Raw genomic sequence first — 14,509 nt, forward strand, 5'->3', positions numbered from 1 at the left:
GATCCTGTCAGGTCAGCCGGCGGACCGGCCGGAGAGGGCAGCGAGGGCGAGGTTGAGCTCGAGGACGTTGACGCGCGGCTGACCGAGGAAGCCGGCGATCCGGTCCTGCACGTGCGCGTCGACGAGCGCGGCCACCTCGGCCTGCGGCAGCCCGCGGGCCGCGGCGACGCGCGGCACCTGCGAGACGGCATACGCCTGCGAGACGTGCGGGTCGAGCCCGCTGCCGGAGGCGGTCAGTGCGTCGGCGGGAGCGGTGGCGGGGTCGAGCCCGGCGGCCGAGGCCCGCTTGGCGACCTCCGCGGCGAGCGCGGTGCCCGAGAGGTTCGACCCGCCGCTCGTGTCGCCTGCGTAGTCGCTGGCCGACGGGCGGCCCCAGAACCACTCGGCGCCCGTCCACTGCTGCCCGACGAGCGAGGACCCGACCACCGAGCCGTCGACGCTGACGAGCGAGCCGGCCGCCCGGTCGCGGGCGACCACCTGACCGACCCCCCAGACGACGGCGGGGTAGAGGAGGCCGAGCAGGACGGTGAGGACGAGCATGGCGCGCAGGCCGGCCCATGACTGCTTGACGAAGGAGCTGAGCGTGCTGGTCACGAGGATCACACCGATTCGGGGGTCAGAGGGGCAGGTGGCTCACGATGAGGTCGATCAGCTTGATCCCGATGAACGGGGCCACGATGCCGCCCAGGCCGTAGACGAGGAGGTTGCGCCGCAAGAGCGCCGTGCTGCCGGCGGCGCGGTAGCGGACTCCCTTCAGCGACAAGGGGATCAGCGCGATGATGATGAGCGCGTTGAAGATGACGGCCGAGACGATCGCCGACTGCGGCGACGCGAGGCCCATGATGTTGAGCGCGTCGAGCCCCGGGAAGAGGATGACGAACATTGCCGGGATGATCGCGAAGTACTTCGCGATGTCGTTGGCGATCGAGAACGTCGTCAGCGCCCCACGGGTGATGAGCAGCTGCTTGCCGATCGAGACGATGTCGATGAGTTTTGTCGGGTCGGAGTCGAGGTCGACCATGTTGGCGGCCTCCTTGGCGGCCATCGTGCCGGTGTTCATCGCCACCCCGACATCGCTCTGCGCGAGCGCGGGTGCGTCGTTCGTGCCGTCTCCGGTCATGGCGACGAGCCGGCCGCCCAGCTGCTCCTGCTTGATGAGCGCCATCTTGTCCTCCGGCGTCGCCTCCGCGAGGAAGTCGTCGACGCCCGCCTCGGCCGCGATCGACGTCGCGGTCAGCGGGTTGTCGCCGGTGATCATGACCGTCTTGATGCCCATGGCCCGCAGCTGGGCGAAGCGCTCCTTCATGCCGGGCTTGACGACGTCCTTGAGGTGGATGACGCCGAGCACCCGTGGCGAGCGGCCCGGCTCCTGCACGGCCACGGCGAGGGGCGTGCCACCCGAGCTCGCGATGCCGTCGACCTCCGTGAGCACCCCGCTCGGCATCTCGCCGCCGTGGCTGCTCACCCAGCGTGCGACCGAGTCCGCGGCGCCCTTGCGGTATGCCGTGCCGTCGGGGAGGTCTGCCCCCGACATGCGCGTCGAGGCAGTGAACGCCACGAAGGTCGCGCCGTCGCGGGGGAGCCGGTCGAGCGCCTCACGGGTGGGCGTGTCGAGGGCGGCCGCTGCGAGCTCCACGATCGAGCGCCCCTCCGGGGTCTCGTCGGCGAGTGAGGAGACGTATGCCGCCCGGGTGACCTCGTCGTTGCCGAGGCCCGGCGCCGCGAGCAGCCCGGTCGCGCGGCGGTTGCCGTAGGTGATCGTGCCCGTCTTGTCGAGCAGGAGCGTCGACACGTCACCGGCGGCCTCGACGGCGCGACCGGACATCGCGAGCACGTTGTGCTGGACGAGACGGTCCATGCCGGCGATGCCGATCGCCGACAGCAGCGCGCCGATGGTCGTGGGGATGAGGCACACGAGCAGGGCCACGAGCACGATCGGTGACTGCGCCTGCCCGGAGTAGACGGCCATCGGCTGCATCGCCATGACGGCGAGCAGGAAGATGATCGTCAGGACCGTGAGCAGGATCGTCAGTGCGATCTCGTTGGGCGTCTTCTGCCGCGAGGCGCCTTCGACGAGGGCGATCATCCGGTCGATGAAGGTCTCGCCCGGCTTCGTCGTGATGCGCACGGTGATCCCGTCGGAGAGCACCGTCGTGCCCCCGGTGACGGCGCTGCGGTCACCGCCGGACTCGCGGATCACGGGTGCGGACTCGCCGGTGATCGCTGACTCGTCGACGGTGGCCATGCCCTCGATGACGTCGCCGTCACCGGGGACGACCTGGTGCGGTCGCACGACGACGACGTCGCCGATCGTGAGGTCCGAGGCTGCGACGGTCTCGAGCGAGCCGTCGGGAAGGCGACGCTCGGCAGTGCTCGTCCTGCGGGTGGCCCGCAGCGTCGCGGCCTGGGCCTTGCCCCGGCCCTCCGCGACGGCCTCGGCCATGTTGGCGAAGAGCACGGTCGCCCAGAGCCAGATGCTGAGGGTCCAGGCGAACCACGACGGGTCGGCGATCGCCTGCACCGTCGTCACGACCGAGCCGACCCACACGACGAACATCACCGGGCTGTGCCAGACGTGCCGCGGGTCGAGCTTGGCGACGGCCTGGGGCAGGGTCGTGACGAGCTGGCGCGCGAGCTGCGTCGAGGACGTGCTCGTGCGGCCGGACCGGATGAGTGCCTGACCGCCGTCGTCGCGCCGGCGCCGGGGGCCGGGGCGCCCAGGGCGCGACACGTCGGCGGTGGACGACGGCCTCGTCGTCGAGGTGGGGGTCATGAGAGTGCCTCCGCGAGGGGACCGAGGGCCAGGGAGGGGAAGAAGGTGAGGCCGCCGACGATGACGGCCACCCCGACGAACAGGCCGACGAAGGTGGGGGAGTGGGTGGGGAGGGTGCCGGCGGTCACTGGCCGGCGACGTTGTGCGACCAGCGATCCCGCGAGGGCGAGCACGAGCACGATGGGAGCGAAGCGGCCCACGAACATGCAGAGCGCCAGCGTGAGGTTGGTGTAGGGCGTGTCGGCAGAGAAGCCCGCGAAGGCGCTGCCGTTGTTGTTCGCCGCGGACGTGTACGCATACATCACCTCGGTGAGCCCGTGCGGGCCCGTGGCGAGCATCTGCGAGGTCACGAGCGGCGCCACCATGCCGATGCCGGTGAAGACGAGCACGAGGAACGGCATGACGAGGACGGTGAGTGCGGTCAGGGTGATCTCGCGGCGACCGATCTGCTTGCCGAGCAGCTCGGGCGTGCGCCCGACCATGAGGCCGGCGATGAAGACGGTGAGGACGGCGACGACGAGGGCGCTGTAGAGGCCCGTGCCGACGCCGCCGGGCGAGAGCTCGCCGAGCATCATGGTGAAGAGGGCGCCACCGCCGCCGAGCGCCGAGAAGCTCTCGTGCATCGAGTTGACGGCCCCGGTCGACGTGGCGGTCGTGCTCGTCGCGAAGAGCGCGGAGGGCCACACGCCGAGACGCAGCTCCTTGCCCTCGAGGCCGCCGAGCGGCCCGGCCGCGGCGTGCACCTCCGACCACGTGACCGCGGTCAGCATGAGCGCCCACAGCGTCCCCATGAAGCCGAGGACGGTCCAGCCCTGGCGGCGGTCGCCGACCATGACGCCGTAGGTGCGCGGCAGCGAGAACGGGATGACGAGGAGCAGGAAGACCTCGACGAGGTTGGTGAACGCGTTCGGGTTCTCGAAGGGGTGTGCCGAGTTCGCGTTGAAGTAGCCGCCGCCGTTCGTCCCGAGCTCCTTGATCGCCTCCTGCGAGGCGACGAGCCCGCCCTGGAGCACCTGGTGCCCGCCCGAGAGCGTCGTGATCGTGGTCGGGGCGGTGAGGTTCTGGATGACTCCCCCGAGGAGGAGCACGACGGCACCGACGAGGGCGAGCGGCACGATGACGCGGAAGAGCCCGCGCACGAGGTCGACCCAGAAGTTGCCGAGGTCCGAGCCGCTCGAGCGGACGAGACCGCGGACGAGCGCGATCGCGACCGCGAGGCCGACGGCGGGGGAGACGAAGTTCTGCACGGTGAGGCCCACGGTCTGCACGAACGGCGACGTGCCCGCCTCACCGGCATACGACTGCCAGTTCGTGTTCGTCACGAAGGAGACGGCGGTGTTCACGGCCGTGTCGACGTTCATCGAGGCGCCCCGCGCGAGCGGCAGCACGCCCTGGAAGACGATGAGGAGGAAGAGCAGGACGATGCCCACGACGGAGAACGCGAGGACGGCGACGGCATACGTCACCCACCGCTGCTCGGACCATGGGTCGACCCGCACGAGGCGGTAGACGAGGCGCTCGATGCGCCAGTGCCGCGTGTCGGTGAAGACCGTCGCCATCCAGCCGCCGAGGGGCACGTGGACGACGGCGAGGGCGGCGACGAGAACGGCGATGGTGAGCAGCCCGCTGGCGGTGTCGCCCATCAGAAGCGGTCCGCGTGGAGGAGGACGTGGACGAGGTAGCCGAGCACGGCCAGCGCCACGAGGCCCAGGAGGATGTTGGTGACCATGAGACGTTCCTACGGCCCGGCGCCTGCGCGACCTCGACCCGTTGACGCCCGGCTGACGCCTCTTGACGCGTTCTTGACGACCCCGCACTAGGCTCCGGCAGGTGAGTGCTTCACTGGAGCTGTGGCCGTCGTCGCCCCGTCGCGTCGGACCGCCGGGCCGCCTCGAACGCCTGCGCCGCAAGGTGGCTGACCTGCCCTGTGCGCTGCTCCTCTTCGTCCAGCTCGGGGCCCTGATCCTCTACCCCTTCGTCGAGACCGCGACCTTCGGTGACTACCGAGAGGCGGGCCGCGCGATCTTCGGGATCATCGGCCTGCTCGTGCTCTTCCTCGCCGTGCGGGCGGTGCGGGCAACACCGGCCCTGACCTGGGTGGCCGTGGTGCTGGGTGGCCCGGTCGTCCTGCTGACCGTGGCCGAGGCGGTCTGGCCGGACAACGACTCCGTCGCGTTCTGGAGCGCCCTGCTGCACGCGCTCTTCTACTTCTACACGGGCTACGGGCTGCTGCGGTACATGTTCGCCGACAACTGGGTCACCCGCGACGAGCTCTATGCCACGGGGGCGACCTTCACCGTCGTCGCGTGGGGGTTCGCCTACCTCTACGTCGCCGTGCAGTTCATCTGGCCGAGCTCGTTCACCATCTACGGCGAGGCCCTTCCGGGGGTGCGCAGCTGGTACGAGCTGCTCTACCTCTCGATCACGACGATGACCTCGACGGGGTTGTCCGACATCTACGCGGTGACGCCGCACGCGCGGTCGTTCGTGCTGCTCCAGCAGATCGTCGGCATGCTCTACGTCGCGCTCGTCGTCGCCCGCCTCGTCGGCCTCACGATCGCCCGCTTCCGCCAGTAGCCGCGCTTCGAGGGCGTATGCCGTGCCGCCGGGGGTGCGCTCGGGCCGTGCCGTCGAGCTGGGGTGCGCTCAAGCCGTGCCGTCGAGCTCGGCGAAGGTCGCGAGGCTCGGCGCTCGGGTCGTCTGCAGGTCGCGGGCCACGGCCTCGACGTCGCGCATGACCCGCAGGGTGTTGCCGCGCACGAGCTGGGCCACGTCGGCCCGCGACCACGATCGCTCGAGCAGCGCCGCCACGAGCCGCGGGTAGCCGCTGACGTCCTCCAGACCCACGGGGAAGGTGTCGGTGCCGTCGTAGTCACCGCCGATGCCGACGTGGTCGATGCCCGCCACCTCGCGCACGTGCTCGAGGTGGGCGACGACCTGCTCGATCGTCGCGTCGGGCTTCGGGTGCTCGACCTGCCAGCCGGCGGTGAACCGGCCGAAGGCCTCCCAGTCGCGGGCCTCCACGCCGACCTCCGCCGCCGCAGCAGCCGCCTCGAGCCGCCACGCCGCGGTGGCGGGAGAGACGAACTCGGGCACGAACGTCACCATGCACACCCCGCCGTTCGCAGGCAGCGCGGCGAGCACGTCGTCGGGCACGTTGCGCGGGGTGTCGCAGAGGGCGAGCGCGCTCGAGTGGCTGAAGATGACCGGCGCGACCGTCGTCTCGAGGGCCGCGCGCATCGTCGTCGCGGCGACGTGGCTGAGGTCGACCATCATCCCGAGCCGGTTCATCTCGGTGACGACCTCGCGCCCGAAGGCACTGAGGCCCCCGACGACGGGCACGTCGGTGGCCGAGTCCGCCCACGGGGTGTTGTCGTTGTGGGTCAGCGTCAGGTAGCGCACCCCGAGCACGTGGAGCATCCGCAGGGTGCCGAGCGAGCACCCGATCGAGTGGCCGCCCTCGGCCCCGAGCAGCGAGGCGAGCCGACCCGACGCGTTGGCGCGCTCGACCTCGTCGGCGGTGCGCGCGAGAGCCAGCCGGCCGGCATACGTCGCGATCATCCGGTGCACGCCGTCGACCTGCTCCAGCGTGGCCGCGACGGCCGCGTCGCCCTGGAGCGTGCTCGGCACGAAGACCGACCAGAACTGCCCGCCCACGCCGCCCTCGGCGAGGCGCGGGAGGTCGGTCTGCGTCGTGGGCACCCGCGCGGCGATGTCGAGCGCGTCGAAGTCGTAGCCGGTCTGCTCCCGAGCCGCCCAGGGCAGGTCGTTGTGGCCGTCGACGAGCGGGTGCTCGGCGAGCACCGCCCGGGCCCGCTCGAGGCTGCTGCCGTCGGGCTCGGGAGGGGTGGTCGGGGCGCTTGCTGGCATGTCCGTCATTGAACACCGGTCCATCTAGAGTGGACGCATGACCCCTCCCCACCCGAGCACCGACCGGAGCGTCGCGCTCGTCACCCTCGGGTGCACCCGCAACGAGGTCGACTCGGAGGAGCTCGCCGGGCGCCTCCAGGCGGAGGGCTGGCGGCTCGTCGACGACGCTGCCGAGGCGGATGTCGCCGTCGTCAACACGTGCGGCTTCGTCGAGCAGGCCAAGAAGGACTCCATCGACGCCCTGCTCGAGGCCTCCGACCTCAAGGGCGCGGGGGGCCGCACGCAGAAGGTCGTCGCCGTGGGCTGCCTCGCCGAGCGCTACGGCACCCAGCTCGAGGAGCAGCTGCCCGAGGCCGACGCCGTGCTCGGTTTCGACTCCTACCGCGACATGAGCAGCCACCTCCGCACGATCCTCGCCGGGGGCCATGTCACCAGCCACACGCCGGGCGACCGTCGCACCCTCCTGCCGCTCTCACCCGTCGAGCGCCAGGGCGGCAGCACCGGCGTCGCGCTGCCCGGCCACGGCGACACGCAGGCGTATGCCGCCCCCGCCGACCCGCTCGACGGCCACGTGCCCACACCCGCCTCCGGCCCCCGCGTCATCCGCGCCCGGCTCGACGGCCGGCCCTGGGCGCCGCTCAAGATCGCCTCGGGCTGCGACCGCCGCTGCTCCTTCTGCGCCATCCCGATGTTTCGTGGGGCATTCGTCTCGCGCCGGCCGGCCGACATCATCACGGAGGGGCGCTGGCTCGCCGAGCGCGGCGTCAAGGAGCTCTTCCTCGTCTCCGAGAACTCCACGTCCTACGGCAAGGACCTCGGCGACCTCGGCCTGCTCGAGAAGCTGCTGCCGGAGCTGACCGCCATCGAGGGCATCGAGCGCGTGCGCGTCTCCTACCTGCAGCCTGCCGAGATCCGGCCCGGCCTGCTGCGCGCCATGGCCGACACCCCCGGTGTCGTGCCGTACTACGACATCTCCTTCCAGCACGCCTCCGAGCCGCTGCTGCGCTCGATGCGCCGCTTCGGCTCGCGCGAGGCCTTCCTCGACCTGCTCGCACGCGTCCGGGCCGACGCCCCCGAGGCCGGCATCCGCTGCAACGTCATCGTCGGCTTCCCCGGTGAGACCGAGGCCGACCTCGCCGAGCTCGAGGCGTTCCTCACGGAGGCTCGCCTCGACGTCGTCGGGGTCTTCGGCTACTCCGACGAGGACGGCACCGAGGCGGAGGGGTATGCCGGCCACCTGGCTCCCGAGGTCATCGCCGACCGTTTCGACCGCTTCACGCGGCTCGTCGAGGAGCTGAACGCCCAGCGGGCGGAGGAGCGCATCGGCGAGCACGTCGTCGTGCTCGTCGAGGAGATCGACGACGACGGGCTGCCCGTGGGCCGCGCGGCCTTCCAGGGCCCCGACGTCGACGGTGTCACGCAGCTGCACCTGCCCGAGGGGGCAGCACTGCCCGCCGTCGGTGACCTCGTCGCCGCCGTCGTCGTCGGCACCGAGGGCATCGACCTCGTCGCGGAGCCGCGATGACCGCGGGTGGCTTCCACCGGGGGGAGGGGCCCGCTCCCCGTCCGACCGACTGGAACCTGCCCAACGCCCTGACGGTGCTGCGCTTCCTCCTCGTGCCCGTCTACGGGGTGCTGCTCTTCATGGAGGGCGGCTCGAGCCCGTGGTGGCGCTTCTGGGCCTGGGTCGTCTTCGTCCTCGCCGCCGTCACCGACGGCATCGACGGCAAGATCGCCCGGCAGCGCGGCGAGATCACGAACTTCGGCAAGGTCGCCGACCCCATCGCCGACAAGGCCCTGACCGGCACCGCCTTCATCGGGCTGTCCGTCCTCGGGGTCATCTGGTGGTGGGTGACGGTCGTCATCGTCGTGCGCGAGATCGGCATCACCGTGCTGCGCTTCGTCGTCATCCGGCACGGCGTCATGCCGGCCGGTCGAGGCGGCAAGCTCAAGACGATGCTGCAGACCCTGTCGCTCGGCGCCCTGACCTTCCCGCTCGCGGTGCTGCCGCTCGGAGGTGCGTGGCTCTTCGTCGCCTACGTGCTCCTCGGCGCCGCCCTCGTCATGACCGTCGTCAGCGGTGTCGACTACGTCTTCAAGGCCGCCCGGCTGCGCGAGACGAGTGAGCGCACGAGGCTGCGGCGCGAACGGCGCGCTGCCGGTCGCGAGGCACGCAGCGGCGACCAGGACGGCGCCCAGACGACGCCGCCCGCGGCCCCGACGGTCAGCGTTGCGCCGGAGGCTCCGGTGAGTCCTGCGGACCCCGGCGCACCGCCGGTGGCGCCGAGCCAGAAGGCGGCCCCGGTGAGCGCCGATGCGCCCGCGACGGAGCGGCACACGGCGGCACCGGAGAGCGACCAGCACCCCACCGTCGACCCCGCGGGCCGCGGGGGCGCGGGCCGGGAGTGACCCGTGGCGAACGGCGCTGACGCGGGGGAGCGGCTCGTCGAGCTGCTGACCGAGCGCGGTGAGACGGTCGCGAGCGCGGAGTCGTTGACGGCCGGTCTCGTCGCCGCGACCATCGCCGACACCCCCGGTGCGTCGGCGGTGCTGCTCGGCGGGGTCGTCGCGTATGCCGCGCGCGTCAAGGTGGAGCTGCTCGGGGTGCCCGCCGAGCTCGTCGACCGGGTCGGCACCGTGCACCCGGACGTCGCCATCGCGATGGCCGAGGGAGTGCGGGCCCGCCTCGGGGCGACGTGGGGCCTGTCGACGACGGGCGTGGCAGGGCCGGGTCCGGCCGAGGGCAAGCCCTCCGGCACCGTCCACGTCGCGGTCGCGGGACCCTCGGGAACAGCCGCCGTGGCGCTGCGGTTGAAGGGTGGCAGAGCAGCCGTGCGCTCCGGCGCCGTGCACGAGGTGTTGCTGCTCGCGCTCCGCGAGATCGGCGCCACGCGGACAACCCCTGCACCGCCGACAGGGGCTGGGGGTACGGTAGGCCTAGCGGTCACGGACGACGGTGGGCCGCGCACGAGCACCTGACGACCGGATCGACACCACCCCGGTCCACCACCACCGACGACGAGACGCCGAGACGAGGACCTGGAGGAGGCCGGCATGACGACACTGTTGCGACGCGAGCTCGGTGACGTCCTGCGCGAGCGCCGCCGGGCCCAGGGCCGCACGTTGCGTGAGGTGTCGGCCACGGCCTCGGTCTCCCTCGGCTACCTCAGCGAGGTCGAGCGCGGTGAGAAGGAGGCGTCGTCCGAGCTGCTCGCCTCGATCTGCGGTGCTCTCGAGCTGCCGCTCTCACAGGTGCTCATCGACGTCTCGAGCCGCATGGCCGAGAGCGAGGGGCTGGCCCCGACGGTCACCCTCCCCGTGCCGAGCAACGACGTGGTGTCGGCCTCCGCGGCCTGATCCTCTAGCGTTCTGGGGTGCCCAGCTCCTTCGCCGACCTCGTGGCGCGTCTCGACGCGCTGGCCTCCGACGACCCGTCCGCTTCCGTGTCCGTGTGGCTCGGTGACCTGGCCGGCCGGTGCCGGTGGAGTCACCGGGCGGACGCGCCGCACTACGCCGCGTCGACGATGAAGCTGCCCCTCGTCATCGCTGCCCAGCGCCGCGTCGTGCGCGGTGAGCTCGACCTCGACGCGCCGCTCCCGGTCCGCAACGCGTTCGCCTCCGTCCTCGACGGTTCGCCGTTCACGATGGACGAGGACGACGACCAGGACCCCGAGACGTGGGCCGCCGTCGGGGCCACCCGCACCCTGCGCGAGCTGGCCGAGCACGCCATCACCCATTCCGGCAACCTCGCGACGAACCTCCTGCTCGACGTCGTCGGCCGCGACGAGGTCGCCGAGGTGGTGCGGCTCGCCGGGTGCTCGCCGACGACCGTCGTGGGGCGCGGCATCGAGGACGCCGTCGCCCGGGCGGCCGGCATCACGAACACCGTCACCGCGGCAGACCTCGGCCTGCTCATGGCTGCCGTCGCTCGTCGTGAGCCGGCGCTGGGCGGCCCGCCGGTGTGCGAGCCCGTCGAGCAGATCCTCGAGCGACAGCAGCACGTCGACCAGATCCCGGCCGGCCTGCCGAGCGGCACCCCGACCGCGAGCAAGTCCGGCTGGATCCCTGGGGTCTCGCACGACGTCGCGCTGGTGCGGCCGGCCGGCGAGGACCCGTTCGTCCTCTCGATCTGCACGACGATCGAGCTCGGCGAGCACGAGGCCGCTGCCTTCGTCGCGTCGGTCGCGGCCGACGTCTGGGCCGCGGACCACGCGCGACACCAGGCGCACGACGTTCGGGAGGTGCAGCGGTGACGACGATCGACCGGGTCGAGACGCGGGCCGTCTCCGTGCGGCTGCACACCCCCTTCGTGACGGCGCTGCGGCGCACCGAGACGACCGACACCGTCGTCGTGACGATCACCGACAGCGACGGGCGGGTCGGGCGGGGTGAGGCGCCGCAGGTCTGGCAGGTGACCGGTGAGTCGCTCGCCGGGGCGACGGCGTGCATCGAGACGATGCTCGCGCCCGTGCTCCTCGGGCACGCCCTCGACGACCGCGCCGACCTCGCCGCCGTCGCCGGCGCCGCCCAGCGGGCCGTCGCGCGCAACTTCGGCGCCAAGGCGGCCGTCGACGCGGCCCTGCACGACCTCGTCGCCCGGGCGGAGGGCACGAGCGTGGCCGCTCTCCTCTCGGGCCGGCCGGACGGCATACCGGAGCGCCTGACGACCGACGTCACCCTGTCGGCGGGCGCGGCGTCGGCACTTGCCGACACGGCTCGCGAGCGCGTCGCCGCCGGCTTCACGACGCTGAAGATGAAGGTCGGCACCGACGCGTCGACCGACGTCCAGCGCGTGGCCTCGGTGCGCGACGCCGTCGGTCCGGGCGTCGCCATCCGGCTCGACGCCAACCAGGGCTGGACCCGTGAGGAGGCCGTGACGGTCATCCGGGCGCTCGAGGTCGCCGACCTCGGCGTCGAGTTCGTCGAGCAGCCGGTCGTCGCCGAGGACGTCGAGGGGCTGGCCTGGGTGCGTGCGCGGGTCGGCCTGCCGGTGATGGCCGACGAGTCCTGCTACGGGTTCCATGACCTCGAGCGCATCATCCGGCTGGGCGCAGCCGACCTCGTCAACGTCAAGCTCGCCAAGTGCGGGTCGCTCACGCTCGGGCGCTCGCTGCTGCGCCGCGCCGAGGAGGCCGGGCTGGGCACGATCGTCGGCTCGATGATGGAGAGCCACATCGGGGTCGGGGCGGCCGCCGCCCTCGTCGCCGCGCAGCCGACGACGCACACCCCCGACCTCGACGCTGCGTGGTGGTCGCTCGCGTCACCGGTCGAGGGCGGTATCACTTACTCCGGCAACGAGATCCGCATGCCGTCAGGAGCGGGCTCCGGCATCGGGGCGTGGGCGACGCCGGAGGGATAGCCCTCCGCGCGGTGTCCGGGATGGCGACCGAGCAGGATCACGGTGGCGACCGTGGAGGCACGGGTGCCGAGGTGGGCGGACGCCTCGCGCCGGCTCCCCGGCGGCAGCGCGAGCAGGTCCATCGCGTCGGTCCAGACCCGGCTGCGCCACGACTCCGCGAGCGCGCCGAAGGTCCACTCGTCGAGTCGCCAGAGGAGGACGTCGAGGGTGCGGGCTGCGGGAGACCAGCGGTCGACGACCTCGCGCTGCACCTCGTCGGTCGTCGCCTCGATGATCTCGTTGACCCGCTCGTGGTCCTCGTGGCGGGCCGAGCGGGCAGTCTCGTCGAGGGTGTCCCAGTCGTCGAGGACGTCGACGAGCGCCAGGGCGAGGTCGTGGTTGATGTGGGCGTTGATGCCGAGCATGAGCACTTGCAGCACGTGGCAGGACGGGTCGGCGCACGCGTCGAAGGCCGACCGCCACACCTCCGGACAGGGGTGCTGCGGCTCAGGCGCCCCGTGGGCGTCGACGGCCTCGAAGTAGTAGTCGGCGAAGCGTTCGAGCAGGCGGGTCACCCAGGCCCCGTCGTTGAACGCACCGTCGTCGACGGCATCGTGGACCCGCTTGGTCATCACGAGGTAGCACTGGGTGAAGGCTCCGCGGCGGTCACCCGCCTCCGCCCAGCCCTCCATGAGGGCGCTGAGGCGTTCCTCGGCGTTCGGGCCGGGCCGCATGGTCCGCATCGTAGGGCGTCGGGCGGCGCCGGCGTGGGGGTTCGGTGAGGGCGGCTCAGTTGCCGACCACGCGCAGGGAGAACGACGCCTCCCCCGGGCCGGTGACGGTGGTCGATCCGCCGACGGCGCGCAACGACTCGACGACGGCCCTCGTCTCGCCCTCGAGATCGCCGAGGTAGGCGCTCTCGATGCGGTCGAGGTCGACGAAGAGCACGCCGTTGGCGCGGCTCACGTCGCCGAGAGCGGCCTTGAAGGTGTCGGAGTCGCCGAGGGCGCCACCCTTCTTCACGGCGTCGACGTAGGCCGGGTCGGTGGCGAGGTAGACGGTGCCGCCGTCGACGGAGTGCGTGAGGATGCCACCCATCGCCTGGTCGATGCGGTCGACGAGGTCGCCGGCCCGGGCGCTGTCGCTCGAGACGATCTTGCCCCCCACGACGAAGGAGTCTGCGACGCGAAGATCCTGCTGGGGGAGCGAGAGGGTGAAGGAGCGGCCGAGGAGCACCTTGAGGTCGTCGGGCAGCGTGACGTCGAGCTCCTTCTCGATCTCGCCGATGACGTCGCCGCCGGTCATGCCGCTCAGGTTCTTCAGCTGCTCCGAGAGCACCGGCCAGGCCGAGTCGATGGCCCGGTCGGCGCCGGAGACGTGGAGGGCGGCGGCCGTGTCGTCGGGCAGGTCGATGAGCTGCGAGGTGTCGCCCGGTGCGGCGTTGACAGCCTTGGCGCCTCGCACGACGCCGGCGAGCTCGACGAAGGACGGGTCGAAGCGCAGGGCGGCGGCGACCCGGCCCTGGGCCGCCGCGGTCGAGGTGCCCGGGGTGCCTGGGGTGCCGAGCGCGCCCGCCCCGAGGTCCTGCAGCTGCTGGGCGCCGTTCGTCATGTCGAACCATGCGGACACGACGCCCTGCTCGCCGAGGGCAGCCATGTCGCCGGTGAAGGTGCTGTTGGTGGCCAGGGTGCCCTTGGCGACGGCCGCCATGGTCGAGGCGCCCGTGCCGGGCGGCATGACGAGGACGTAGCCGTCCTTCGTCTCGATGTCGGCGCCGTCCTTGTCGCAGGCGAAGAGCTTGCCGAGGACCTCCTTGGCCCGGGTCTCGTCGCGCACCTGCACCGCGAGGGCGACGTTCGGCTTGTCCTCGGTGCCGCCGGGGCGGACCGCGACGCCGGCGCGGTCGCCGAGCCACGGCGCGATGTCCGTGTCGTAGCGCACGGCCGAGACGCAGCTGTCGGCGGCGTCCTGCGCGACGAGGTCCCAGAGCTTCTGGCGGGGGTCGTCGCCGGTCAGGGTGTCGCGCACCTGCGGGAGCTTGCCGAGGAAGCGCACCGCGGCGATCTTCTGCCCGGCCGAGGGGTCGATGTCGAGCCTTACGTAGCCATAGGCGTCACCCGGCAGCACGTCGGCCGGCTGGGCTCCTGCGCCGCTCAGCTGCTGCACGGCGAAGACCGTTCCGCCGCCGAGCAGCAGGGCCGCGGCGACGCCGCCGACGACGAGCCCGGTGCGGCGCCGTCCGGGGCGCGCTGTGGCAGCACGCTCCTGCGGGTCGGAGAGGCCGACTCCCGTGGCCGCCGCCGCGGCCGACCCTGCCGCCGCCGATGCTGCGGGCGGCCCGCCGGGGTACGTGTAGCGGGGAAGCTCGGTCGGGCCGCTGACGGGACTGCCGACGGGGCTGCCGATCGGGGTGCCGGTGGGGTGCACGCTCGGTCCTGACGGTCCTGACGGTCCTGACGGTCCTGACGGTCCTGACGGGCCGGACGCGTGAGGAGCGGGAGCCGGGGGCGGACCTTGGGTGGGGTCCG

General features: G+C 72.4%; 14 protein-coding genes. 7 read left to right on the forward strand and 7 right to left on the reverse strand.

What is annotated here, in order from left to right:
• Window positions 1-12 precede the first annotated feature (12 nt).
• From kdpC to FBY41_RS24275, 4 genes are read right to left on the reverse strand one after another with little or no spacing between them, the layout of a single operon-like run.
• Window positions 13-594 (reverse strand): potassium-transporting ATPase subunit KdpC, encoded by a 582-nt coding sequence (gene kdpC / locus FBY41_RS13740; protein ID WP_141844775.1) that lies wholly within the window; start codon window positions 592-594, stop codon window positions 13-15.
• Window positions 595-616: 22 nt separating this feature from the next.
• Window positions 617-2,773, reverse strand: a complete 2,157-nt coding sequence (kdpB, locus tag FBY41_RS13745) for a potassium-transporting ATPase subunit KdpB (protein ID WP_141844776.1) — start codon at window positions 2,771-2,773, stop codon at window positions 617-619.
• Complete coding sequence (gene kdpA / locus FBY41_RS13750) at window positions 2,770-4,416, reverse strand: potassium-transporting ATPase subunit KdpA (RefSeq protein WP_141844777.1); 1,647 nt, start codon at window positions 4,414-4,416, stop codon at window positions 2,770-2,772. Before kdpA ends, kdpB begins: the two co-directional genes overlap by 4 nt.
• Window positions 4,416-4,502, reverse strand: a complete 87-nt coding sequence (locus tag FBY41_RS24275; protein WP_084327844.1) for a potassium-transporting ATPase subunit F — start codon at window positions 4,500-4,502, stop codon at window positions 4,416-4,418. Before FBY41_RS24275 ends, kdpA begins: the two co-directional genes overlap by 1 nt.
• A gap of 101 nt (window positions 4,503-4,603) precedes the next feature.
• Between FBY41_RS24275 and FBY41_RS13760 the strand changes: the two genes are divergently transcribed.
• Window positions 4,604-5,350, forward strand: coding sequence for an ion channel (locus tag FBY41_RS13760; RefSeq protein ID WP_141844778.1), 747 nt, complete (start codon window positions 4,604-4,606; stop codon window positions 5,348-5,350).
• Between the two features lie 69 nt (window positions 5,351-5,419).
• Here FBY41_RS13760 and FBY41_RS13765 read toward each other — a convergent pair whose 3' ends face one another.
• On the reverse strand, window positions 5,420-6,643 hold the full coding sequence (locus FBY41_RS13765; protein WP_141844779.1) for a dipeptidase: 1,224 nt from the start codon (window positions 6,641-6,643) through the stop codon (window positions 5,420-5,422).
• 37 nt (window positions 6,644-6,680) lie between these two features.
• Between FBY41_RS13765 and rimO the strand changes: the two genes are divergently transcribed.
• The 6 genes from rimO to FBY41_RS13795 all read left to right on the forward strand — a co-directional run bounded on the left by rimO (window position 6,681) and on the right by FBY41_RS13795 (window position 12,002).
• On the forward strand, window positions 6,681-8,168 hold the full coding sequence (gene rimO / locus FBY41_RS13770; RefSeq protein ID WP_141844780.1) for a 30S ribosomal protein S12 methylthiotransferase RimO: 1,488 nt from the start codon (window positions 6,681-6,683) through the stop codon (window positions 8,166-8,168).
• Window positions 8,165-9,052 (forward strand): CDP-diacylglycerol--glycerol-3-phosphate 3-phosphatidyltransferase, encoded by an 888-nt coding sequence (pgsA, locus tag FBY41_RS13775; RefSeq protein WP_375869872.1) that lies wholly within the window; start codon window positions 8,165-8,167, stop codon window positions 9,050-9,052. The genes rimO and pgsA overlap by 4 nt, the downstream gene beginning before the upstream one ends.
• A gap of 3 nt (window positions 9,053-9,055) precedes the next feature.
• Window positions 9,056-9,622 carry a CinA family protein gene (locus tag FBY41_RS13780; RefSeq protein ID WP_141844781.1) on the forward strand — a complete coding sequence of 189 codons (567 nt, stop codon included), beginning with the start codon at window positions 9,056-9,058 and terminating at the stop codon, window positions 9,620-9,622.
• Between the two features lie 75 nt (window positions 9,623-9,697).
• Window positions 9,698-10,000, forward strand: a complete 303-nt coding sequence (locus tag FBY41_RS13785) for a helix-turn-helix domain-containing protein (protein WP_141819476.1) — start codon at window positions 9,698-9,700, stop codon at window positions 9,998-10,000.
• A gap of 17 nt (window positions 10,001-10,017) precedes the next feature.
• Entirely contained in the window at window positions 10,018-10,896 is an 879-nt protein-coding gene (locus tag FBY41_RS13790) for a serine hydrolase (protein ID WP_141844782.1), read from the forward strand.
• Entirely contained in the window at window positions 10,893-12,002 is a 1,110-nt protein-coding gene (locus FBY41_RS13795) for a mandelate racemase/muconate lactonizing enzyme family protein (protein ID WP_141844783.1), read from the forward strand. The genes FBY41_RS13790 and FBY41_RS13795 overlap by 4 nt, the downstream gene beginning before the upstream one ends.
• On the opposite strand, the gene FBY41_RS13800 is transcribed toward FBY41_RS13795, so the two are convergent.
• On the reverse strand, window positions 11,927-12,715 hold the full coding sequence (locus FBY41_RS13800; RefSeq protein ID WP_141844784.1) for a DUF5995 family protein: 789 nt from the start codon (window positions 12,713-12,715) through the stop codon (window positions 11,927-11,929). The two genes, FBY41_RS13795 and FBY41_RS13800, sit on opposite strands and share 76 nt — an antisense overlap.
• A gap of 55 nt (window positions 12,716-12,770) precedes the next feature.
• Window positions 12,771-14,408 carry a DUF3352 domain-containing protein gene (locus FBY41_RS13805; protein ID WP_141844785.1) on the reverse strand — a complete coding sequence of 546 codons (1,638 nt, stop codon included), beginning with the start codon at window positions 14,406-14,408 and terminating at the stop codon, window positions 12,771-12,773.
• Window positions 14,409-14,509 lie beyond the last annotated feature (101 nt).

This window comes from Humibacillus xanthopallidus (assembly GCF_006716675.1).
In the GTDB taxonomy this organism is placed as follows: domain Bacteria; phylum Actinomycetota; class Actinomycetes; order Actinomycetales; family Dermatophilaceae; genus Humibacillus; species Humibacillus xanthopallidus_B.